The following is a 19876-nucleotide window of genomic DNA, read 5'->3' on the forward strand; positions in this document are numbered from 1 at the left end:
CGGTCGATCCGCCGTTTCACCCCGATCGTCGCCGCGAGCGACGGGAATTTGTACGCGCGAGCCGGATCCATCCGTACGCGACGGGACGAATGGTCACGCAACGACGCGTTTGGGTATACAAAGCGCTGACGCGGCTTCTCGGGGTCGGTATCTGCGGCGTCGGCATCGTCGTGATGATGTCCTGGCCCGTCCAGGGAGTAGTGTGTGCGTCCGTCGGCGTGGTCTGTGCGGTGCGGCCGTACATCTTCGCGGAGCTGTTGGAATGGCTCGACGTCATCGAGGACGCGACGTGAGGAACCGGTCCCGTCAGGTCCACCCGGTGGAGACACGTTTTTTGCGGTGCGCGTCCCTCGTGCAGGTATGTCCGCGCTTCGAACCCCGAACGAACGAGTCTGTGAGAACTGCGGCCGAATCGAACGGTGGGACGACGATCGTGAGAGCTGGCGCGTCGAGGAGGCCGGCGACACCTTCTGCATCCACGAATGGGACATCAACGGCGACTTCCTCCCGTTCGACGATGAGGCCGACCACACGGCGGACGCCGGCGACGCCGCCGATCGCCGCGACTGAGACGGCAACCGTACGCCGATCCTCCACGTGACCGTGCCGCGGGACCACGCCAAGCGGATCGCCGAGACCGTGGTGGCAGAACGGCTCGCTGCCTGCGTCAACCGCGTGCCGTGCCGGTCGACGTACCGATGGGACGGCGACGTCGTCACCGATGAGGAGACGCCCGACGTCGACGGCCGGGTGGGCGACGACGAGGGGCCGTACGCCGTCGCCGTACCGGCCAGTTCCGTCCCATACGAAACGACGAGAAACCCTTTTCCCCGCTCAGCGGCGAGTATGAGGTAAGAATGACGCCCAACGACGACACATCTCCGGCTGACGACGGGACGGACTCGACCGACGATGACGCGGTCCAGACCGACGAGGAGACGGATACCGCACCGGGAGAGAGGACCCGCGAGGAGATCCGCAAGACGCGTGAGAAACTCGGCGAGGGTGCCGACAAGGCGGTTCAGGAGTTCGACGAGGGTATCGTCGACCTGCTGTCGTGGGTGCTCGACACCGAAACGCGCGCCCGCATCTACGTGTACCTCAGGGAGCATCCCCGAAGTACCAGCGACGAGATCGCCGACGGGACGGGGCTGTACCCGAGCACCGTTCGGGAGGCGGTGGCCGAGCTCCACGAGGAGGAGACCGTCACGAGGGAGAAGCGCGAAAGCGACGGCGCCGGCAACAACCCCTACGAGTACGAGGCGATCGCCCCGAGCGATCTCGTCCGCGGCGTCGCCGGGCAGGTGCAATCGGAGCTGAACACCGTCTTCAACCTCGATCGACGTCTCGGTGGCGACTCGAGCGACGATCGGAGCGAGCCGGTCCGGATCTCCGTCGAGAGCGGTGACGACGGTGAGACGGGGGCGGAAGCCGAGGGCGACGACGAAGCCGCCGATGACGTCGACGACGACACCACTGCCACGGGAGACACCGACGGGACGTAAGCGAGGCGCGCCGGCGGGACGCCGCCGACGGTTCGGGACCTTTTAAGGTGCGCCGACGCGACGGGCGGGTATGGACGTCGCGCTAGGTGGCACGTTCGATCCGATCCACGACGGCCACCGGAAGCTGTTCGAGCGTGCTTTCGAACTCGGCGACGTGACGGTCGGCTTGACGAGCGACGAGCTCGCGCCGAAGACGCGTCACGTCGAGCGGTACGTACGCCCCTTCGAGGAGCGAAAACGCGATCTCGAGGCCGAACTCGCGCCGCTGGCTGTAGAACACGGGCGCGAGTACACGATTCGAACGCTCACCGAACCGACCGGGATCGCCGTCGAACCGCAGTTCGACGCGCTGATCGTCTCCCCGGAGACGAAGGACGGCGGCGAGCGAATCAACGAGATACGCCGCGAGGCCGGCCACGATCCTCTCGACGTCGTCGTCGTCGATCACGTGCCCGCCGAGGACGGCGAGCGGATCTCCTCGACCCGGATCGTGAAAGGCGAGATCGACGAACACGGCGCCCTCACGCCCGACCGCGAGGGTCGTGAGGCGACGCGGCCGGAGTGATCCACCCGCCGTCGAGCAACCGGCGATCGGATCCGCCATCGGATACGCACCGACCGGACCACTCCCAGCCCATCACCAGCTCGGCGGTGTGAACCCCGCTTCCTCGAGGACGTCCTTCCAGTGTGTGTGAACGCTGAGCCGCGTCACCGACATGGCGTCGGCGACTGCCGACTGGGGACGTTCCTGCCCGTGGATCAGCGCCGCGGCGTAGAGACTGGCCGCGGCGACCGTCGCCTTGGAGCGGTCGGCATCGGGGACGTTCGACAAGAAGAGGTCAACCGCCGTCGATCGAACGTCGTCGCCGAGGTCGAGTGTCGCACACGCCTCGTCGATCCGGTCGATCCACTCCTCGTTGGCGACGTGGTCGCTCGCTCGATACATACCTCCCCCTAGCGGGGTCGGGTATATAAATAGTTCCGCGGTTCGACAGGTACTTGGGGAGCCTGCGAGTACCTCACGGTGCGCGTGGGTAGCCAAGCACGGAAACGGCGTAGCGCTTAGGACGCTATCCCGTAGGGGTCCGCCGGTTCAAATCCGGTCCCACGCACTGAGCGAACGGAGTGAGCGAGGGAGTCGGAGCGGAGTTGAACCCTGCCACGAGCGAGCGAACGCGAGCGAAGTGGCTCCGGTTCAAATCCGGTCCCGCGCATTCTACTGCGAGCACCATTCCGAGCAGCAGGTGAGACCCAAGGATTCGAATCAGGGAGCAGCTCTGCTGCGACCGTGGTTCGAATCCGGTCCCGCGCATATCGCCCGTTCGGTCGGGAGTCCATCGTTGAGTGCAGCAGGGGTTCGTCCACCGACGGACGACCGCAGGAACCCTTTTACTGGTCAGTGCCGAAACACGACCGACTGATGACTGCTGCGCAAACTCTGCCGGCCACATCGTTCGAGAGGCGTCAGTGAACGGCGTCGTCTTCTGGCTGCTGATCGTGCTGGCGACGGTGGTCAGCCTCGGCACGGCGTGGACGCTCGGCGCCAACAGCAACTCGCCACCGTTTGCTCCCGCGATCGGGGCCAACGCCATCTCGACGATGAAGGCGGCCTTCGCCATCGGCATCCTCGCCGCGCTCGGCGCGCTCACGCAGGGTGGAAGCATCTCCGAGACGGTCGGGTCCGGCCTCGTCGACGGCGTCGCCATCACGTCCCTTGCGGCGACGGTCGGGCTCCTGACCGCGACCGGATTTATGGCCTTCGGCATCTACAGCGGCTACCCGGTCCCCGCGGCGTTCGCGACCACTGGTGCGATGATCGGCGTCGGGCTGTCACTGGGTGGGTCGCCGGCGATGACCACCTACAGACAGATCGCCACCTTCTGGGTCCTGGTGCCGCCCGTCTCCGGCGGCTTGGCCTACGCCACGGCCACGCTGTTGCGCCACGACGACGTTCCGGAGACGCTGAGCATCCCGTTTCTGGCTGCGCTGGTCGGTGCCATCGTCGCGAACGTCCGGCTGAGCATCCTCCCCTCGCCGACGGGAGCCGAACGGGGCTCGCTGGCCGGTCTCGCCTCGGGCGTGGTCTCGACGCCCACCGTGGCCGGCGTGGACGCCGCGACGATCATCGCGACCCTCGTCGCGGCGGCGGTGAGTTTCCGGCTCATCCGCCGACGGACGGTCGCCTCCGTCGACCGCGGCATCAAGACCTTCCTCATCGTGCTGGGAAGCATCGTCGCCTTCTCCAGCGGCGGCAGTCAGGTCGGTCTCGCCACCGGTCCTTTGGAGAACCTCTACGGAGTCGAACTCGGCCTACCGAGCATCGTTCTGCTCGCGCTGGGGGCAGTGGGCATCCTCGGCGGTGCCTGGATGGGCTCGCCCCGACTGCTCCAGGCCACCTCCCGGGAGTACGCCCAACTCGGCGTCCGCCGCTCCATCGCGGCGCTGGTCCCCGGCTTCATCATCGCGCAGGCGGCCATCCTGCTTGGCATCCCCATCTCCTTCAACAACATCATCCTCTCGGGCATCATCGGCGGCGGCCTCGCGGGCGGCTCAGCGGGCGTCTCTCGGAGCAAGATCGCCACGACGCTCGTGTTCTGGGTGCTGACGCTCGCCGGATCGATCGCCATCGGGTACGGGATCTACCGGCTGGCAGCACCGATCCTAGCGCAATGACATCCTCCCCGGCGTGAACGCCGGGGTAGTTCAGCGGACGACGGTCACCGTCACCGGCGCCTCCGCAACGACCGTGGTGGCGACCGTGCCCAGGAGACGCGAGGCGATGCCGGTGGTCCCTCCGTGTCCCCCCATAACGACGTGGTCCACGTCACCGTCCTCAACGTAGGCAATGATGGTCTCGGCCGGCTCGCCCTCCTCGACGACCGTCTCGACCTCGCTAGCCGTGTCGGCCTCGCTGGCCGTCTCCCTGGCTGCTTCGAGCAGTGCCGTGGCCCGCTCGCGGGCGGTCTCGCGTCGTTGCTCCTCCCGCTCGATGACGCCGCTTTCGCTCATCCCGGTGCTAACGGGCGTGGCCACGCTCAAGACCGTCGTCCGACAGTCGAACACGTCGAGCGCGTGAGCCAGCGCCGCCTCGGCCAGCGGCGACCCGTCAAGCGGGACGAGCACGTGACTGGGCTCCATACACCACGTCGGTGGGCGTGGCACATGAATGGGCGGGATCGACACCGCACGACGCTCGGCAGGTCCCGAAACCCCGTTCCCGCCAGGCGTCATATCTATCGGTTATTCTTGAGTGGGTGTTGATGTTTTATAGTTATCGCGCTCGTATCGGGGATCGATGAGCGAATCCGCACAGCAGCACACGTACACGGTCGATGCACACGGCGAAAGCGCGACGCGAACCGCCGTCGAGACGCGCGGCTTCGAGTTCGTCGTCGACGAGCCCGAGGCACTCGGCGGAACGGACGCCGGCCCGAACCCGGTCGAGTACCTCCTCGGATCGTGGGCGGGCTGTCTCAACGTCGTCGCCCACATCGTCGCGGACGACTACGACATCGAGATCGAGTCGCTTGAGATCTCCCTGGAGGGCGATCTCGACCCCCGAAAGCTCCAAGGCGTCTCCGACGACGCACGAGCCGGCTACCAGGAGATCCGCGTGGCGATCGACGCGGAGACGGACGCGGACGACGAACGGCTTCAGGCGTGGCTCGAGGACGTCGAGCAGCGGTGCCCGGTCGGCGACAACCTGCAGCACGCGACCCCGACCGAGATCGAACTCGTCGGCGAGTCGGTGTCGGTGACCTCGGAGTAGAAAGCGTCACGGTGACGTCTCGGTGACCGGACGTCCCGACGCGCCGCTCAGCGCCGTCGAAGCTTCAGGTCCGCACACAGCGCGTCGATCCCCTCCGTCTCGTGGATCCGTCGCTGTCGCTCGGTGCCGCTTTCGCCGTCGAGGACCTCCCGGATCCCGGTGACGTCGAGCCGGTTGCACTCACGATCGACGACCTCCGCGAGGGAAACGACGCCCTCACCGTCGGGGGTGATGAAGGACGCGCCGTGGCCGTGTCGGAGCGCACGCCACTTGTTCTCGTCGAGGATCTCCCGGCGGGTGTCGGACCCCGATTCACCGTCGGCGTAGCGCTCCGCCAGGTCGACGACGAGCGCGTGGACGTATTCGGCGAACGCCAACGTCACGTCGGGATCGCGCTGGCCGTCGGGTGCACGAACCTCGACGGTGCCGTGTTGTGTGTGCGGGCGGATGTCGAACCAGAGTTCGCCCCGGTCCTCGATCGAGCCGTGTTCGACCATTCGGCGTTCGTACCGCTGGAACGCCTCGAAGTCCTCGAACCGGGAGGGCATCCCGGTGTTCGGGAGGTTCTCGAATATCTTCGCCCGGGCGGAGGCGAGCCCGGTGTCGAAGCCGTTCCAGAACGGGGAGTTCGCCGAGAGCGCGAGCAGGACGGGCATATACCATCGCAGTTCGTTGGCGATCCAGACGGCGGCATCGGCGTCGTCGACGCCCACGTGGACGTGGACGCCGGCGGTCGTGTTTCGGTGTTGGGGATACTGGATCCGATCGAGCTGCGAGCGATAGCGGGGCTTTTGGGCGTGGTCGAGCTCGCGCCAGCGCGCCTCCGGGTGGAGTCCGGCGCCGGCGATCCGGTAGCCCTGCGACTCCGCGTGGTCGATCAGCGCGTTTCGAACCTCGATGAGGGCGTCGCGAGCGTTCGCGGGATCGTCGATGCGTGGCGTCTGCACCTCGATCGTGCAGGCGAACAGCTCGTGGTCGACGGCGCCCGCGATCGGGTCCGGTGGGTCGGGCCCGTAGACGAGGTCCCCGATCCCGGAGGTCGGGCGGCCGGCCTCGTCGACGATGAAGAACTCCTCCTCGATGCCGAGCGTGCCCATCCGGTCGAACGCGTCCCGCGAACCGAGTTCCATCGATCACCCCTTATTCGTGGGACACTATATAAGGTCGGAAGGCGGATGGCGGCCACGAATCCGCGAGGATTTTCGTCCGACGGCGAGTCACCGCGGCGTCGCGATGACCGCGAGATGGTCCTCGTGATACGGCTCGAGGCGCCGGCGATCGAGCACCTCGTAGGCGTCGCCGAGCCGATCGACCGCCCGGTCGAAGACGGCCTCGGGGTCCGCAGTCACGTCCTCGCTGCGTGCCTTGATCGCTGCCACCAGCCGGCCGTCGTCGGCCAGAAACTGCGCGTTGCGAACGGCCACGTCGGCCTGCCCCCTGGTCGCGACGTCCTGAACGATCGCGTCGAGGTCGGACTCGACCACGTGGGCGTACGTCTCTGGCGACCGGGCGTCCTTCAACAGCGGGAAGAGCCGGTCGCGGGACTGCGCGACGTCCAGCAGGTCGCGGGTGGGCCGCGGCGCGAACTCGACCGCGTAGGTCGGGCCCGCGAAGTCCGCGACGTGGCTGACGGTCGTTCCCGCGGCCGCACCGAGATAGAGGACGCGATCGCCGCCCGCAAGCCCGGTTTCCATCCCGTGCTCGAACATCGCACCCAGTTTCGACCGCGACGCGTTCCAGGCGCGCCAGTCGCCGTCTGTCGGCTCGCCGTAGACTGGCTCGCCGCGCGTCGCGAGGGTCTCCTCCCCGGCGACGGTGCGTCGCTCGACGCCCACGGGGAGGGGCGACCCGGCGCTCATCGGTCGCCCTCCGCGCCGTCCTCGTCGTCCTCGGCCCGTGCCCGGATCGTCGCGATGCGGTCGCGGAGGTCCTCGTGGACCCCCTCGCGGTGATCGCCGCTATAGTGGTCGATCCGCGCGGCGATCGTCAACTTGCCGGCGAGTGCCCGCGCCGCGGAGCCGCGGTCGGCGGGGCGGGTCTCGCGGACGTACTCGTGGGTGAAGATGATGCCGTGTTTCGGCGACGGCGCGTGCCCCTCGAGGTGCGCGAACAGCGCGTCCTCCGCGCCGAGGACCTGCACCGTTCCCGAGGGCTTCTTCGCGAGCGCCTCGAGGCCGCCCGCGAGCGCGATCAGGCGACTCGCCAGCACCGGACCGGCCATCGCCGCGAGGTTCGGCGCCACGGCCGGCGCCGTCCGCTCGATGAACTCGCGTATCGCCTCGGCCTCGTCGGCGAGATCGACCACCCGAGTCGCCAGCGAGACCGCCCGGCGCTCCGCCGCCGTGTTCGGCTCGTACGTCGCGACCTCGCGCGCGCCCTCGATGCCGGCGTCGACGTCCGCGAACAGGCCCCCGGCCCACTCGGCGGCGCGCTCAGCGAGCTCGTTCGCGGTGCGTTCACAGTCGTCCAGCGATCGGATCGCGTGCACGAGTTGTCGGTCGTCGGCGCGTTCGTGCTCGGCGACCGCCGTCCGCGTCGCGTCGAGGGTGGCCTTGTGAAGCCGGTCGTAGTAGTCGTCGACGTCGGCCGCGAACCCCGATTCGACGGCGATCTCGGGCCAGTGTCGGGGCTGATCGGTGGTCCCCTCGGCGATCGCCGCCGTCGCCGAGTCGGCGTCGTCCGGGAGAATGTCGGCGAACCAGCCCGCGTGGGCGGGATCGTGGTTGGTCATACCGCCGATTGGACCCGACACGGTATATGTATTCTCGAAGCCGACGCCCCGGCGACCCGAATGGGGTATGGATAACTGCGTGCCCGACGGACTCCCGATCGATGCCCGGCGGCACCTATACGCTCGTCCTGGCGGTACCGACGTCTCTCACGATCGAGGTCGGCGCGCTCGGCGATCACGACCTCCCGGCAGGCGGATACGCCTATACGGGCAGCGCGCTCGGAAGCGGCGGGTTCGCCCGCGTGGACCGGCACCGGGACATCGCCGCGGGCGAGCGCGACACGCGTCACTGGCACATTGACTATCTGCTCGGACACCCGGCGGTCCGGATCGCCGACGTCGTCCGGACCGGTGGTCTGGACGTGGAGTGTGCGATCGCCGACCGGCTCGGGAACGGACCGGTCCCGGGATTCGGGGCCTCCGACTGCGACTGCGAGAGCCACTTGGCGCGGCGTGACGCCGTCGACACGATGGTGGCCGCGGTCGAGGACGCGCACGACCGGCTGGCTGCGAAGCGGTCGGAGTGAGGCGATCCGGCTGCGGCGATCGGTCCGCGAAGCGCTAGGGCTCGTTCTCGAGGGCGACGTCGAGCAGCTCCTGGCCGCGATCGGAGGAGACGGTCACCTCGGGGACGGCCACGGGGTTTCGGTCCTCGTCGATCGCGACGAAGACCATGTATGACTCGGCTGTAAGCTTCTCCTCGCCGCTTTCGGGGTCCTCACGGAAGACGCGCGTCCGGATCCGGATGCTCGTCTCCCCGGTCTCGTAGACGTAGGATTTCACGACCGCGATGGCGCCGATCGGTAGGGGACGCCTGAAGTTGACTTCGTCGAGGCGAGCGGTGACACAGGTCTCACCGCAAAACCGCATCGAGCACATCGCACCCAGCTCGTCCATCCACTTGAGCACGTGCCCGCCGTGGGCGGTATCGAGGTTGTTCGCCTGGTCGGGCTGAACGAACCACCGGTTTTCGAGATACGTGTCCAGCAGGTCTGGCATACCCTGACGCACACCCCCGAGCCGGTTGAAACGTTCGGATCGCCGGACGGCATGCGGGATCGCCGGACGCTACGTCGGACCGTCGTCCTCGTCGGGATCCTCGGTCCATTCGGCCGGCAGATCGGCGTCGTCCGCGTCAGTCGATCGCGGCTCGTCCTCGCTCTCGTGCTCGCCCTCTCCGGTATCCATCGCGGAGTCCCGGTCCGTTGCCGACTCCCGGTCCGCGAACGGGTCGCGGTCGTCGATCGACCCGTGTTCGGTGAAGGGGTCGGCGTCAGCGATCGAATCGCGGTTCCCGACGGGTTCCGGGTCTCCACCCTCGGCGGCCGGTTCGACGTCGAACCCGAACTCCGACGGCGGCCGACCGGCCTCGTCAATGACCGCGTCGGCGACGAGGATCGGACACTCGACGCGAACGCCGACCGCGAGCGCGTCCGAGGGTCGGGCGTCGAAGACGAACCGTTCCGCCTCGCCGTCGTCGTACCGTTCGACGTCGACCTTCGCGTAGAAGGTGCCCTCGCTCAGGTCGTCGATCCGCACGCGGTCGATCGCGCCGCCGAACTCGGTGAGCACGCTCACGAGCAGATCGTGGGAGAGCGGCCGTTCGAAGGGTTCACCCTCGAGGGTCATCCCGATCGACGTGGCCTGGTCGGGCGTGACGAAAACGGGGAGGATCTCCCCGCGTGCCGCGAGGAGGACTGCCGGGATCTCCTCGCCGCCGGCGCCGGTCCCGGCACCGATCGCGACGATCTCTGCCTGGTGGTCCATACGGGACGTAGGTCCCCCGACGGTTTGTACCTACCCCTGGCTCGTGGACCCGGATCGGCCGGCTAGTCGTCGAAGTAGCCCAGGTTGTAGTGCCAGTAGGCCCACGTGAGCGTGAACACGAGCGCCGCGCCGAGGAAGAAGACGACGCCGGGTTCGAGCAACGAGACGGCGTGTTCGGCGGCCGCCTCAGCGCGTTCGGCGGCGGCCCCGTCGAACATCACCTCGACGACGTCGCCGCCGCCCGTCCCACCGTCGGTCGTCGTCATCGGGCCGCCGGTCGCCTCCGCTTCGGGGGCCTCGGTCTGCATCACGCCCGCATCGCCGCCGTTCGTGGACTCGACGCCGACATCCCCGCCGTCCCCGCCGTTCCCGGAATCGGTGACGGTGTAGCCGTCGGTTCCCGCACTGCCGGTCGGGACCGTGACCGCCAACAGTCGCTGGACGGCCAGCGCCGACAGCCCGAGGATCCCGTACCCCCCGAGCAGGCGCTTGAGCGCGGTCTTGATCCCGTCGCTGTGGCGCGACTCGCCCGCGAACAGCACGAGCGGGTCGCTCGTCGGGGCATAGACGTTCATCTCGCGGCCCTTCTCCGAGTAGACCGTGTCGGCGACCTCGACCAGGTCCGCATCCGAGAGGTTCCCGAGGTGGTACTGGACGTTCTGAAGGGACGTGTCGGTGGCCTCGGCGAGTTCGGAGGTCGTCGCGGGCTCCTCGTGAAGGGTGGAGAGCAGCGATCGGGCGGTTTCGGAGGACAGCGCCGCGAACAGCTCGTCGGCGTGCTCGTCGTCGACGTCGACGACCCGCGGCTCCTGGTCGCCGAGGGAGACGTCGGGAGGGGAGGGCAGCAGCCGGGACATACCCGACACTCATACAGCGGCCTACAAATCCCTTGTGTCAACCGACGGGGGACGTGGCACCGCGGATGTGAGAGACAACGTGAGAGACAACGTGAGAGACAACGTGAGAGACAACGTGAGAGACAACGTGAGATACAACGTATATATGCCCCCGAGCCACACGTGTGCGTAATGAACGGCAACCGGTTCGGTCGCCTCTTTCAGGTGACCACCTACGGCGAGAGTCACGGCGAGGCGATGGGCGTCACGGTTTCGGGGTGCCCGGCCGGCGTCGAGCTCGACGAGGACCTGATCCAGCGCGACCTCGATCGGCGCAAGCCCGGCCAGTCGATGATCACCACCTCCCGCGGGGAGCCCGACGAGGTGACGATTAACTCCGGCGTCCAGGACGGCTACACCACGGGAACGCCGATCGGAATGGTCATCCAGAACAAGGATGCCCGCTCGGGCAAGTACGAACCGTACGTCACCGCGCCGCGTCCTTCACACGGCGATTACACCTACTCGGCGAAGTTCGGGACGCGCAACTGGGGCGGCGGCGGGCGCTCCTCGGCCCGTGAGACGGTGAACTGGGTCGCCGCTGGTGCCGTCGCGAAGGCGGTCCTCGACGCCTCCGAGCACGACGTCGAAATAAAGGCCCACGTCAACCGCATCGACGACATCGAGGCCCCCGAGGTCCCCTTCGAGGGAATCCTTGAACGGTCCGAGGAGAACGACGTCCGGTGTGCGGACCCCGAGACCGCCGACCGGATGCAGGAGCGCATCGAGGCCTACCAGGACGAGGGCGACTCGATCGGCGGGTCGATCTACTTCGAGGCACGCGGCGTGCCCCGTGGACTCGGTGCCCCCAGATTCGACGGCGTCCCGTCCCGACTGGGGCAGGCGATGATGTCGATCCCCGCGACCACCGCCTTCGAGTTCGGGCTGGGAACCGACGCGACCGAGGTGACCGGCAAGGAACGAAACGAGGACTGGGAGTTCGACGAGGGCGACCACCCCGAGACGGTCAGCGAGCCCGGCGATCCGGTTCCGGTCGGCAACGACCACGGCGGCCTGCAGGGCGGGATCACGACCGGCGAGCCGATCTACGGCGAGGTGACCTGGCACGCGCCGACCTCGATCCCCAAACGGCAGCGCACCGCGGACTGGGAGACCGGCGAGGAGAAGGAGATCCAGGTCGTCGGCCGCCACGACCCCGTCCTCCCGCCGCGAGCCGTGCCCGTCGTCGAGGCGATGCTGTACGTCACCGTCCTCGACTTCATGCTGCTCGGCGGCCGAATCAACCCCGACCGCGTCGACGACCAACCCGGGGAATACGACACCGAGTATCACCCGAGCAGTCCCCGAAACCAGGAGTAGTCCCGAAACGAGGCGATCACGGAACGAACGGTCCCCGGAACGGGAAGCTGCAGCCCAGGCTTCACCGATCGGTTCGATCCGTCTCGACCGATCCGGAGTCTTCGTCGCCGACCGGCTCCGAGTCCCCGTCGCCGACCGGCTCGGAATCCGTCTCGTCAACCGGCTCCGGATCGGCCGGCTCGAACCCGGCACGATCGAACTCCCCGGACGGGATCTCCGGATCGACGCCCTCCTCGATCAGGCGCTCGCGTGCGGCTTCCCGATCGACCGTTCCCGAGACGGTTCGCGGCACCTCCTCGACGTAGGCGATCGTCCGTGGCATCTTGAACCCGGACAGACGCTCGCGAGCGTACTTGAGGAGGGCTCGCTCGTCGATCGGCGGGGCGCGTTCCGAGCCCGTTTCGGCGGGTGTGTCGGTTTCGGCGGGCACGTCCGAATCGTCCGTGGGTGCGTTGCCGTCGATTTCGGGATCGTCCCCGCCGGACCCGGCTGCCCGCTCGCCCGCCATCCCCGCGTCGTCGGCCGATTCGACCGGATCCGTGGGACGCTCGGCGTCGGCATCGGTATCGGCGTTCTCGACGCGGGAATCCTCGTCAGCTCCGTCCGCGTCGTTCGTCCGATCACGATCGGCTGCCCCGTCCGCCACGCCACCCGGCTCGGTCCCAGCTGACCCGGGAACCGGATTCGTTTCGTCTCCCGCGTGGTCATCGTCAGTAGCGGCGTCCTCCACGTCCGCGGGAACGAGCAGTGCGCCGACGCGTTCGCCCCACGTCTCGTCGGGGAGCCCGAGCACGGTCGCCGCACGGACGGCATCATGATCGGCGAGGACGCCGGCGACGTCGCCGGGATCGACGTTCTCCCCGCCGGTGACGATCCGGTCGTCGAGCCGGTTGATCACGTGGACGTTGCCGTCCTCGTCGATCCGCCCGACGTCACCGGTGTGAAGCCCGTGTTCGTCGACTGCGTCAGCGGTCGCATCCGGGTCGCCGTAGTAGCCCGGCGAGACGGTCGGCCCGGCGACGACGAGCTCGCCGGTCTCGCCGCGATCAACGGGCTCCCCCTCGTCGTCGACGACGGTGAGGTCGGTCCAGAAGACCGGCCGTCCCACGGTTCCCGGGTTCGCGAAGGCTTCCTCCGGCGTGGCCGTCGCGATCTGGGACGCCGTCTCGGTCATCCCGTAGGTCGGGTACACCGGGATCGAGTAGTTCTCACAGCGCTCGATCAGGCCCTCGGAGGCGGGCGCGCCGCCGAGCAGGACCGTCCGCAGCGAGTCCGACAGGGTGCCGCGACGTTCGAGCATTCGGGTGAGCATCGTCGGGACGAGCGAGACGCCGGTGACGTCGTACCGGTCGATGTCGTCGGCGGCCTCGCCCGGATCGAAGTCCTCACGAAGCACGATGGTCGTCCCCGAGAGGACCGATCGATAGATGGGCGAGAGCCCGCCAGCGTGGTGCAGCGGCAGCGTCACGAGCCACCGGTCGTCGGGGTGAACGCCGAGCCGGAACCCGGAGGCGATCGCCGAGAAGAGGACGTTGCCGGCGGTGAGCTCGACCGCCTTCGGCCGGCCGCTCGTTCCGGAGGTGAACAGCACACAGAGCCGATCCGCCGGCTCCCACGACGGGGTCGGGACCGATTCCGGATCGGGGTCGTGAAGCGCGGTAACGCTCCCGGAGGATTCGTCCGAACTCACCGAACCACCCGAGTTCACAGCGTCTCCCGAGTCCTCCGAATCCTCTGCCACTGAGTCTCCCGAGTCCCCCGAGTTCCCCGTGCCGCCCGGGGTGTCCACGGAGAGGATCGGTATTCCGGACCCCGAGGCACCCTCTATCGCGGTCCGTTCGGTCTCGGCGCCGCAGACGAGCACGTCGACGTCCGCCCGGTCAAGGCGGACGCCGATCTCACGCGGAGTGAGCTCGTGGCCGATCGGCACGAGCGTGGCCCCGAGCCGCATCGCGGCGTGGACGAGGCCGACGTACCCGACCCGCGGCGAGAGATGCACGCCGAGGTGCGTCCCGGGAGTCACGCCGTGGGCGGCCAGCCGGCCCGCAGTCTCCTCAACGAGCCGGCCGAGGTCCGCGTAGGTCCAGGCCTCGCCGTCCGCCGCCCGCACGAGCGCGGTCGCGTTCGGCGCGGCGACGACGCGGTGGGAGAGCCAATCGCGCATACGCCGGGTATGTGACGGAGTCGACTATTGTCTTGTGATCACACCGGCAGTCGATCGGCATCGACAAGCGAAACGCCGCGATCGGTGCTGCGGAACGACGACGTCGACGGTCCCTCCTCTACGGTCACTCGTCGTTTTCTCGGACGGTCAACACCGGCACGTCAGCGGTGCGCACGACTCGTTCGGTCACCGACCCGAGGAGGTATCGGTCGAGTCCCTGTCGGCCGTGGGTTCCCATCACGATCAGGTCGATCGCGTTGTCGTCGACGTACTCGGAGATCGTTCGATACGCAGTCCCGTTGACGACGCTCGTCACGGCCTCGACGCCCGCATCGGCCGCGGCCTCGGCGACACGGTCGGTCGCCTCTTCGCCCTCCGACTCCAGGGCTCCGACGACGATCTCCGACCCCGCCTCAAGCGTCGAATAGGCGGAGCCGTCGACGACGTACAGTGCGTGGATTCGTGCATCGTACTGCTTCGCGAGGTCGATCGCGTGGTCGATCGCCGCGTCGGCTGCCGGGCTTCCGTCGGTCGGAACGAGGATCTGATCGTACATTCCGATCGATGATACGGGAAGGTCCGTGTAAAAACTCCCCCTTGCGACGATCGTCAACCGGGCGCGACGATCACCACGATCATCAACCGGATTCGGTCATCGCCGCAACGGCCTCGTCGATCGATCCGTGATCGCGGCAGGTGCGGGCGATCTCGTGGAGGGAGTACGTGTTCTCGATCGACCGGTCGAGACAGTCCGCGTAGGTCGCGATCCATTCGTTCAGCACGCTCTCGAGCAGCGATCGTTCGACCGGTGACAGGGTCACGCCGTCACGGCGCGCGCGGGCGTACACGACGACGATCGGACGGATCCCGTCGTCGATCGCGGTGGCGGCGGCGTCGTCAGTCGGATCGAACCGCTCGTGGCGACGGCGCGCACGCTCGACGACGCTCGCGACCGCCTCCCAATACGCCGAACGCGTCCCGCCGCACATACCCCGAAACGGGTCGGGCAGAGCTTATAAATCATCCGCCGATCTGCGGAGCGTCAGCTCCCCGCGAGCCCGAAGCGCCCCGTCGACGGTCGCGTCCTCGTGGACGTCGATGTCCCGCGCCGAGACGTCGCCGCGGACGTGGGCGCCGGCGGCGATCGTTGCCGTTCCGCCGCGGGTCGTCACGTCGCCGTGGATCGTCGTGTCCGAACCGACGTCGATGTCCCCTCGGGCACGAAGGGAACCGAAGACCGTGTTCCCGGTCCCGACCACCATCGACTCCGCCCGGACGTTGCCGTGGAGTCGACAGTCGTCGCCGATCGTCGCCGGCGTCGAGACGCGCCAGGCGTCGTCGGAGACGGTCGCACCGCGGGGAACCACGAGCGGATCCTCGCCGTTCCCGTCCCCGTCCCCACCCTCGGAGAGCGCGGCCGCGAGCTCGTCGGCCGCCTCGCGATCGCCGGCGCGCAGCAGCTGTGAAAGGACGATGAAGTAGAAGACGAGGGTTGGAACCGGGTTTCGGATGACGATCCAGCCGTTCGCGTCGAATCCCTCCTCGACGTCGACGTCATCGCCGATGTCCAGGTCGCCGGAGACCATCAGCCGACCGGCGATGTGAACGCGCTCGCCGAGATACGCGTCCTCCCCGACCAGCACGTTGCCGTCGACGTCACAGAGCATATCGAGTCGGCAATCGCCCGCCGCCTCGATGTCACCCGCGACGGTCACGCGCTCGCCGGCTGCGACGGTTCGACCGCGGATCCCGAGTTCGACGGTCGACTGCCCGCCGATCAGGACGTCCCCGTCGGTCACGATGTCGTGTTCCTCGACCGTCGTCCCGTCCGGGACGGCGAGCTCGTCGAGCGGGTCCGGTCCCAGTGACACGTCCGGCTACAGACCGCGCGACGGTATAAGTTGAACGGGGCGTCCGACGATCGGCTGACGCCGCGACGCCGAGCCACGAGACGCGTTGATGAGGGGCGGCTCCCCGGCGACCGATCACCAGTCGTACGTACCGCCGCCAAACACTAAGGTCGAGTGTCCCGTGATCACATACAGTATGGTTTTCGCCAGGACGGCGACCGGGTTCCGGGCCGACGTCGGCGCGCTCGCCTCCCAGATCCACCCCGTGTTTATGCTGCCGCCGATCGCGGCGTCGTTGTTCGGCGCGATCGTCGCCGGCGCACCGTCGATCCCGGCGGGTGCCGTCCACGCGCTTGCGGCCTTCTTCGCCGTCTACACGGCCCACGTGAAGGACGGGTACGTCGATTTCCACCTGCGCGGCGAGGACGACGACCACCCGATGACCGCTGACGGCTGTCGGATCGCGCTCCTCGGGGCGAGTGGCGGATTTGTCATCTGTTTACTCGGCGTCGGCGCCCTCGCCGGTTCGACGGCGGCCGCGCTCACCTTCCCGATGTGGGTCATCGGCTATCTGCACGCGCCGCAGCTCGATACGACTCCCCTCGGCTCGACGATGGGGTATCCGACCGGGATCGCGGTCGCGATGGTCGGCGGCCACGTCGTGCAGACCGGTGTCGTCCCGGCTGGTGTCGCCCAGGCTGGCACCATCGGGACACCCGGCGACCCGACGACGATCCTCGCGTTCGCGGCCGTCTTCCTCGTCGTCCTGACGGGCGTGAAGGTCGTCGACGACGAATCGGACCACGCCTACGACGCGAGCATCGACAAGCGGACCGTCGCGGTCCTGATCGGCCCGGAGCGGGCCCGCCGGCTCGCCTACGGGCTCTTCGGGCTCGGCGGGACGATGGTGCTGTGGGGGACCGTCTCCGGGGTGTTTCCGGCGTCCGCGCCCGTGGCCGTGGCGGTCTTCGCGACGGTCGCGATGGTTGCCTACCGGGCACCGTCGACGCTGGCGACGATGCTGCTGATCCGCGGGACGTATCTGTTCCTTGCGCTGTTGGTCGTCGCGACGTGGTACCGGCCCCTGGATCCGGTCGGGCTGCCGGACGTCACGGCGCTTGGACCGGTCACCTATCTGGCCACCGAGGTCCTCTTCGGGACGGTCGCAGTCGCGTTGTTGTACCGGGCGAACGCACTCCGACGGGCCGCGGTCACGATCGCCGCGATCTACCCGGTTGCGTACGTCTGGGACTGGTACACCCTCGAGGTCGACGTCTTCGCGATCGTGACCCGGACCGGCATCGACCTGTTCGGGATCCCGATCGAGGAGCACGTCTTCATGGTCGTCGTCCCCGCGTTCGTCCTCGGCGTCCACGAGACGATCCAGTCGATGGACGCCGGGGCCGGATCGTAAGGTCGTTGTCCCGCGCGCTCGGGGTATCGGTATGGTACCGCCGCTCGTCCTCGACATCGACGGGACGCTGACCACGGCCGACCACCGGATCGACCCCCGGGCCTTCGAGCTGCTGCCGAGCTGGGAGGCGCCGGTCGTCTTCGCGACCGGGAAGGCGTTCCCGTATCCGGTCGCGCTCGCGCACTTTCTGGGCCTCCCGGAACACGTGATCGCGGAGAACGGCGGCGTCGTCTACGCCGACGGCGAGACCCGGTTCACGGGCGATCCCGACGCCTGCTGGGCGGTCGCCGAGGAGTTCATCGAGCGCGGCGGCGATCTGGGGTGGGGCGGCCGAACGACGGTCAACCGGTGGCGCGAGACCGAGGTCGCGATCTCGATGGACGCCGACGAGGACCTGCTTCGATCGATCGCCGCCGACCACGACCAGACCGTGATCGACACGGGCTACGCCTATCACGTCACGTCGCCGGGCGTCTCGAAGGGCGACGCCTTCGAGGAACTCTGCGAGCTGCTCGAGTACGACCCCGACGCGTTCGTCGCGATCGGCGACAGCGAGAACGACGCCTCGACGTTCACGGTCGCCGGCGAGTCGTACGCTGTGGCCAACGCGGACGACGTCGCGCGCGAGGCCGCGGACACGGTGCTCGCGGACGCCTATATGGACGGGACTGCGGGCGTGCTCGAGGCGCTGATCGCGGCGGACAGGTGACGTCATAGGACCGGATACCGTCGGCTCGGTTCCCGTCGGCTCGATACCGCTGAACCCGAATCAGCCGTCGTCGGCCTCGCCGCGTGCCGCCTCGAAGGTCGCGAGGGCGTCCTCCCGGCGCTCGGCGTGGTCGACGATCGGTGCCGGATACGCGGGCGCGACCGCCTCGCGCCGATCCGGATCGAGCTCGTGCCAGTCGTGGATCAGGTCGGGATCGACGCCGCGGAGTTCGGGAACGTGGGTCGTGATGTACCCGGCGTCGGGGTCGTAGCGTTCGCCCTGCGTCATCGGGTTGAAGATCCGGAAGTAGGGCTGCGCGTCGGTCCCGGTGGAGGCGGCCCACTGCCAGCCGCCGACGTCGTTGGCGGTGTCGTGGTCGCGGAGGTGTTCGCGGAAGTGGGCGTACCCCTCGCGCCAATCGACGAGCAGGTCCTTCGTGAGGAAGGAGGCGACGATCATCCGCACCCGGTTGTGCATATCCGCCTCCGTGCGGAGTTGCCGCATCCCGGCGTCGACGATGGGGTATCCGGTCTCGCCACGTTTCCAGGCAGCCAGCGTGTCGGGGTCATCGCGCCAGTCGATCGGGTGCTCGTAGCTCTTGTAGTTCCGCGAGACCGTCCCGGGGTTGTGAAACAGGACCTGCAGGTAGAACTCCCGCCAGGCGAGCTGGCTCCGGAACTCCCTGACGCTCGAGACCGGGTCGACCTCCTCGGAATCCGCGTCCCCACCTTCGAGGTCGGCGACTGCGTCGTCGGCGTCGCCGGCCGCCGCGCGTTCCATCGCGTCCTCGGTGGCGGCGTACACCTCGCGGGGACCGATCGTCCCGAACGAGAGGTCCTGTGAGAGGTCGGACGTGGCCGACGCCGCGGGAACGTCGCGAAGCGCCTCATAGCGAAAGATGTCGGCCTCGACGAACGACGACAGCCGATCACGTGCGCCGGCGGTGCCGGCCGAGATCGGGTCCGCCTCCGGCTCGGCAAACCCGAGGTCCGCGATCGTGGGGAGCGTTCCGACGGAGATCGTCGTATCGTCCGCATCCAGGTCCGCCGCGATATCGTCGACGACCGCCCGAAGTCGCTCCGCGTCGAGGAGGTCCCCCGACGACGGCGTCGACGCGGGCGGAGCCTTGTCCCGGTCGCGCCACTTCTTCCAGTAGTAGGTGAACACGGAGTACGGGTCCCCCTTGTTGGTCCGTATCGAATCGGGATCGTGGAGAACGGCGTCGTGGTGCGTCTCGACGTCGGGCGACTCAGCCCCGAGCGACGCTGCGAGAGACTCCTCGACCCGGGCGTCGCGCTCGCGCGCCAGCCCGGAATAGCCCCGGTTCCAGACCGCCCGATCGGCACCGAGGGCGGCCGCGAGCTGCGGGATGATCTCGGCCGGGTCACCCCGACCGACGATCAGGTCGCTCCCACGCTCCCGGTAGGCGTCCCGCAACTCGGCAAGGGACGCGAGCAGGTATCGGACGCGGGGCGGGCCGGCATACTCGAGGACGGCGTCGTCGAGGACGAAACACGGGACGATCGGTCCGTGGTCGGCGGCCGCCGACAGACCGACGTTGTCCGCGACCCGGAGGTCACGCCGGTGCCAGAACAGATCCATACGCCGGCCACGGACGCGACGCCCCTGAAGGTTTGCCCGTGCTGAAGGTTTGCCCGTGCGGTGGAGACGGCACCCAACGGGAACCAAGCATCCACGGGGACCGGAGACCGCGACTCGGGATGACGCGGTTTTAATAGATCGACGCCGCT

At 68.4% G+C, this 19876-nt stretch carries 22 protein-coding genes, 1 tRNA gene and 2 pseudogenes; 12 read left to right on the forward strand and 13 right to left on the reverse strand.

Features of this window, described 5'->3' with window-relative positions:
- Positions 1-89 precede the first annotated feature (89 nt).
- The 5 genes from BLW38_RS06450 to BLW38_RS06470 all read left to right on the forward strand — a co-directional run bounded on the left by BLW38_RS06450 (position 90) and on the right by BLW38_RS06470 (position 2070).
- Entirely contained in the window at positions 90-293 is a 204-nt protein-coding gene (locus BLW38_RS06450) for a hypothetical protein (RefSeq protein ID WP_092816138.1), read from the forward strand.
- A gap of 67 nt (positions 294-360) precedes the next feature.
- The gene (locus tag BLW38_RS06455) at positions 361-570 is read left to right on the forward strand and encodes an HEWD family protein (RefSeq protein ID WP_092816140.1); all 210 of its coding nucleotides are present in this window, start codon (positions 361-363) and stop codon (positions 568-570) included.
- A gap of 33 nt (positions 571-603) precedes the next feature.
- Entirely contained in the window at positions 604-855 is a 252-nt protein-coding gene (gene cutA, locus BLW38_RS06460) for a divalent cation tolerance protein CutA (protein ID WP_281241162.1), read from the forward strand.
- A gap of 2 nt (positions 856-857) precedes the next feature.
- On the forward strand, positions 858-1505 hold the full coding sequence (locus tag BLW38_RS06465) for a winged helix-turn-helix domain-containing protein (RefSeq protein ID WP_092816144.1): 648 nt from the start codon (positions 858-860) through the stop codon (positions 1503-1505).
- A 70-nt stretch (positions 1506-1575) separates the two neighbouring features.
- Positions 1576-2070 carry a phosphopantetheine adenylyltransferase gene (locus BLW38_RS06470; RefSeq protein ID WP_092816146.1) on the forward strand — a complete coding sequence of 165 codons (495 nt, stop codon included), beginning with the start codon at positions 1576-1578 and terminating at the stop codon, positions 2068-2070.
- Positions 2071-2142: 72 nt separating this feature from the next.
- On the opposite strand, the gene BLW38_RS06475 is transcribed toward BLW38_RS06470, so the two are convergent.
- A complete protein-coding gene (locus tag BLW38_RS06475) occupies positions 2143-2451 on the reverse strand; it encodes a cyclin (RefSeq protein ID WP_092816148.1) in 309 nt (102 codons plus the stop codon).
- Between the two features lie 82 nt (positions 2452-2533).
- On the opposite strand from BLW38_RS06475, the gene BLW38_RS06480 reads away from it, so the two are divergent.
- Together BLW38_RS06480 and BLW38_RS06485 are read left to right on the forward strand one after the other, a co-directional pair.
- Positions 2534-2617: transfer RNA gene (locus BLW38_RS06480), tRNA-Leu, on the forward strand.
- Between the two features lie 355 nt (positions 2618-2972).
- Positions 2973-4178 carry an inorganic phosphate transporter gene (locus tag BLW38_RS06485; RefSeq protein ID WP_092816150.1) on the forward strand — a complete coding sequence of 402 codons (1206 nt, stop codon included), beginning with the start codon at positions 2973-2975 and terminating at the stop codon, positions 4176-4178.
- Positions 4179-4208: 30 nt separating this feature from the next.
- On the opposite strand, the gene BLW38_RS06490 is transcribed toward BLW38_RS06485, so the two are convergent.
- Positions 4209-4643 (reverse strand): universal stress protein, encoded by a 435-nt coding sequence (locus tag BLW38_RS06490; RefSeq protein ID WP_092816153.1) that lies wholly within the window; start codon positions 4641-4643, stop codon positions 4209-4211.
- 157 nt (positions 4644-4800) lie between these two features.
- Between BLW38_RS06490 and BLW38_RS06495 the strand changes: the two genes are divergently transcribed.
- A complete protein-coding gene (locus BLW38_RS06495; protein WP_092816155.1) occupies positions 4801-5274 on the forward strand; it encodes an OsmC family protein in 474 nt (157 codons plus the stop codon).
- Positions 5275-5321: 47 nt separating this feature from the next.
- Here the strand turns inward: BLW38_RS06495 and BLW38_RS06500 are convergent, their stop codons facing one another.
- The 3 genes from BLW38_RS06500 to BLW38_RS06510 all read right to left on the reverse strand — a co-directional run bounded on the left by BLW38_RS06500 (position 5322) and on the right by BLW38_RS06510 (position 8005).
- Positions 5322-6404, reverse strand: a complete 1083-nt coding sequence (locus tag BLW38_RS06500) for a glutamate--cysteine ligase (RefSeq protein WP_092816158.1) — start codon at positions 6402-6404, stop codon at positions 5322-5324.
- An 87-nt stretch (positions 6405-6491) separates the two neighbouring features.
- The gene (locus BLW38_RS06505) at positions 6492-7133 is read right to left on the reverse strand and encodes a fibrillarin-like rRNA/tRNA 2'-O-methyltransferase (protein WP_092816160.1); all 642 of its coding nucleotides are present in this window, start codon (positions 7131-7133) and stop codon (positions 6492-6494) included.
- Positions 7130-8005 carry an NOP5/NOP56 family protein gene (locus tag BLW38_RS06510; RefSeq protein ID WP_092816162.1) on the reverse strand — a complete coding sequence of 292 codons (876 nt, stop codon included), beginning with the start codon at positions 8003-8005 and terminating at the stop codon, positions 7130-7132. Before BLW38_RS06510 ends, BLW38_RS06505 begins: the two co-directional genes overlap by 4 nt.
- Before the next feature lie 101 nt (positions 8006-8106).
- On the opposite strand from BLW38_RS06510, the gene BLW38_RS06515 reads away from it, so the two are divergent.
- Positions 8107-8532 (forward strand): GIY-YIG nuclease family protein, encoded by a 426-nt coding sequence (locus BLW38_RS06515; protein ID WP_092816164.1) that lies wholly within the window; start codon positions 8107-8109, stop codon positions 8530-8532.
- A 34-nt stretch (positions 8533-8566) separates the two neighbouring features.
- Here the strand turns inward: BLW38_RS06515 and BLW38_RS06520 are convergent, their stop codons facing one another.
- From BLW38_RS06520 to BLW38_RS06530, 3 genes and pseudogenes are all read right to left on the reverse strand, one after another.
- Entirely contained in the window at positions 8567-9004 is a 438-nt protein-coding gene (locus tag BLW38_RS06520) for an acyl-CoA thioesterase (protein ID WP_092816166.1), read from the reverse strand.
- 327 nt (positions 9005-9331) lie between these two features.
- Positions 9332-9772: pseudogene (locus BLW38_RS16480) on the reverse strand (bifunctional nuclease family protein); the annotation flags it as partial.
- 62 nt (positions 9773-9834) lie between these two features.
- On the reverse strand, positions 9835-10629 hold the full coding sequence (locus BLW38_RS06530) for an ArsR/SmtB family transcription factor (RefSeq protein ID WP_092816170.1): 795 nt from the start codon (positions 10627-10629) through the stop codon (positions 9835-9837).
- Positions 10630-10800: 171 nt separating this feature from the next.
- On the opposite strand from BLW38_RS06530, the gene aroC reads away from it, so the two are divergent.
- On the forward strand, positions 10801-11988 hold the full coding sequence (gene aroC, locus BLW38_RS06535; RefSeq protein ID WP_092816172.1) for a chorismate synthase: 1188 nt from the start codon (positions 10801-10803) through the stop codon (positions 11986-11988).
- A gap of 61 nt (positions 11989-12049) precedes the next feature.
- On the opposite strand, the gene BLW38_RS06540 is transcribed toward aroC, so the two are convergent.
- From BLW38_RS06540 to BLW38_RS06555, 4 genes and pseudogenes are all read right to left on the reverse strand, one after another.
- On the reverse strand, positions 12050-14152 hold the full coding sequence (locus tag BLW38_RS06540) for a class I adenylate-forming enzyme family protein (protein WP_092816174.1): 2103 nt from the start codon (positions 14150-14152) through the stop codon (positions 12050-12052).
- Between the two features lie 124 nt (positions 14153-14276).
- On the reverse strand, positions 14277-14708 hold the full coding sequence (locus tag BLW38_RS06545; RefSeq protein WP_092816176.1) for a universal stress protein: 432 nt from the start codon (positions 14706-14708) through the stop codon (positions 14277-14279).
- Between the two features lie 82 nt (positions 14709-14790).
- Entirely contained in the window at positions 14791-15141 is a 351-nt protein-coding gene (locus BLW38_RS06550; RefSeq protein ID WP_092816178.1) for a hypothetical protein, read from the reverse strand.
- A gap of 48 nt (positions 15142-15189) precedes the next feature.
- A pseudogene (locus BLW38_RS06555) lies at positions 15190-16023 on the reverse strand (hypothetical protein); the annotation flags it as partial.
- Between the two features lie 175 nt (positions 16024-16198).
- On the opposite strand from BLW38_RS06555, the gene BLW38_RS06560 reads away from it, so the two are divergent.
- Together BLW38_RS06560 and BLW38_RS06565 are read left to right on the forward strand one after the other, a co-directional pair.
- Positions 16199-17416 carry a lycopene cyclase domain-containing protein gene (locus tag BLW38_RS06560; RefSeq protein WP_092816182.1) on the forward strand — a complete coding sequence of 406 codons (1218 nt, stop codon included), beginning with the start codon at positions 16199-16201 and terminating at the stop codon, positions 17414-17416.
- Positions 17417-17447: 31 nt separating this feature from the next.
- On the forward strand, positions 17448-18125 hold the full coding sequence (locus BLW38_RS06565) for a phosphoglycolate phosphatase (protein WP_092816184.1): 678 nt from the start codon (positions 17448-17450) through the stop codon (positions 18123-18125).
- A gap of 60 nt (positions 18126-18185) precedes the next feature.
- On the opposite strand, the gene BLW38_RS06570 is transcribed toward BLW38_RS06565, so the two are convergent.
- Complete coding sequence (locus tag BLW38_RS06570; RefSeq protein ID WP_092816186.1) at positions 18186-19727, reverse strand: cryptochrome/photolyase family protein; 1542 nt, start codon at positions 19725-19727, stop codon at positions 18186-18188.
- Positions 19728-19876: the final 149 nt, after the last annotated feature.

Origin of the sequence: Halopenitus malekzadehii, from assembly GCF_900108505.1 — an archaeon.
Classification (GTDB): domain Archaea; phylum Halobacteriota; class Halobacteria; order Halobacteriales; family Haloferacaceae; genus Halopenitus; species Halopenitus malekzadehii.

Excerpts from the sequence above, each read along its gene's own strand:
- BLW38_RS06545 (WP_092816176.1), bottom strand. The coding sequence starts at position 14,708 with ATGTACGATCAGATCCTCGTTCCGACCGACGGAAGCCCGGCAGCCGAC.
- BLW38_RS06470 (WP_092816146.1), top strand. The coding sequence starts at position 1,576 with ATGGACGTCGCGCTAGGTGGCACGTTCGATCCGATCCACGACGGCCAC.
- BLW38_RS06455 (WP_092816140.1), top strand. The coding sequence starts at position 361 with ATGTCCGCGCTTCGAACCCCGAACGAACGAGTCTGTGAGAACTGCGGC.
- aroC (WP_092816172.1), top strand. The coding sequence starts at position 10,801 with ATGAACGGCAACCGGTTCGGTCGCCTCTTTCAGGTGACCACCTACGGC.
- BLW38_RS06565 (WP_092816184.1), top strand. The coding sequence starts at position 17,448 with ATGGTACCGCCGCTCGTCCTCGACATCGACGGGACGCTGACCACGGCC.
- BLW38_RS06510 (WP_092816162.1), bottom strand. The coding sequence starts at position 8,005 with ATGACCAACCACGATCCCGCCCACGCGGGCTGGTTCGCCGACATTCTC.
- BLW38_RS06500 (WP_092816158.1), bottom strand. The coding sequence starts at position 6,404 with ATGGAACTCGGTTCGCGGGACGCGTTCGACCGGATGGGCACGCTCGGC.
- BLW38_RS06530 (WP_092816170.1), bottom strand. The coding sequence starts at position 10,629 with ATGTCCCGGCTGCTGCCCTCCCCTCCCGACGTCTCCCTCGGCGACCAG.
- BLW38_RS06475 (WP_092816148.1), bottom strand. The coding sequence starts at position 2,451 with ATGTATCGAGCGAGCGACCACGTCGCCAACGAGGAGTGGATCGACCGG.
- BLW38_RS06520 (WP_092816166.1), bottom strand. The coding sequence starts at position 9,004 with ATGCCAGACCTGCTGGACACGTATCTCGAAAACCGGTGGTTCGTTCAG.
- BLW38_RS06560 (WP_092816182.1), top strand. The coding sequence starts at position 16,199 with ATGGTTTTCGCCAGGACGGCGACCGGGTTCCGGGCCGACGTCGGCGCG.
- BLW38_RS06465 (WP_092816144.1), top strand. The coding sequence starts at position 858 with ATGACGCCCAACGACGACACATCTCCGGCTGACGACGGGACGGACTCG.
- BLW38_RS06490 (WP_092816153.1), bottom strand. The coding sequence starts at position 4,643 with ATGGAGCCCAGTCACGTGCTCGTCCCGCTTGACGGGTCGCCGCTGGCC.
- BLW38_RS06570 (WP_092816186.1), bottom strand. The coding sequence starts at position 19,727 with ATGGATCTGTTCTGGCACCGGCGTGACCTCCGGGTCGCGGACAACGTC.
- BLW38_RS06540 (WP_092816174.1), bottom strand. The coding sequence starts at position 14,152 with ATGCGCGATTGGCTCTCCCACCGCGTCGTCGCCGCGCCGAACGCGACC.
- BLW38_RS06550 (WP_092816178.1), bottom strand. The coding sequence starts at position 15,141 with ATGTGCGGCGGGACGCGTTCGGCGTATTGGGAGGCGGTCGCGAGCGTC.
- BLW38_RS06505 (WP_092816160.1), bottom strand. The coding sequence starts at position 7,133 with ATGAGCGCCGGGTCGCCCCTCCCCGTGGGCGTCGAGCGACGCACCGTC.
- BLW38_RS06515 (WP_092816164.1), top strand. The coding sequence starts at position 8,107 with ATGCCCGGCGGCACCTATACGCTCGTCCTGGCGGTACCGACGTCTCTC.
- BLW38_RS06495 (WP_092816155.1), top strand. The coding sequence starts at position 4,801 with ATGAGCGAATCCGCACAGCAGCACACGTACACGGTCGATGCACACGGC.
- BLW38_RS06450 (WP_092816138.1), top strand. The coding sequence starts at position 90 with ATGGTCACGCAACGACGCGTTTGGGTATACAAAGCGCTGACGCGGCTT.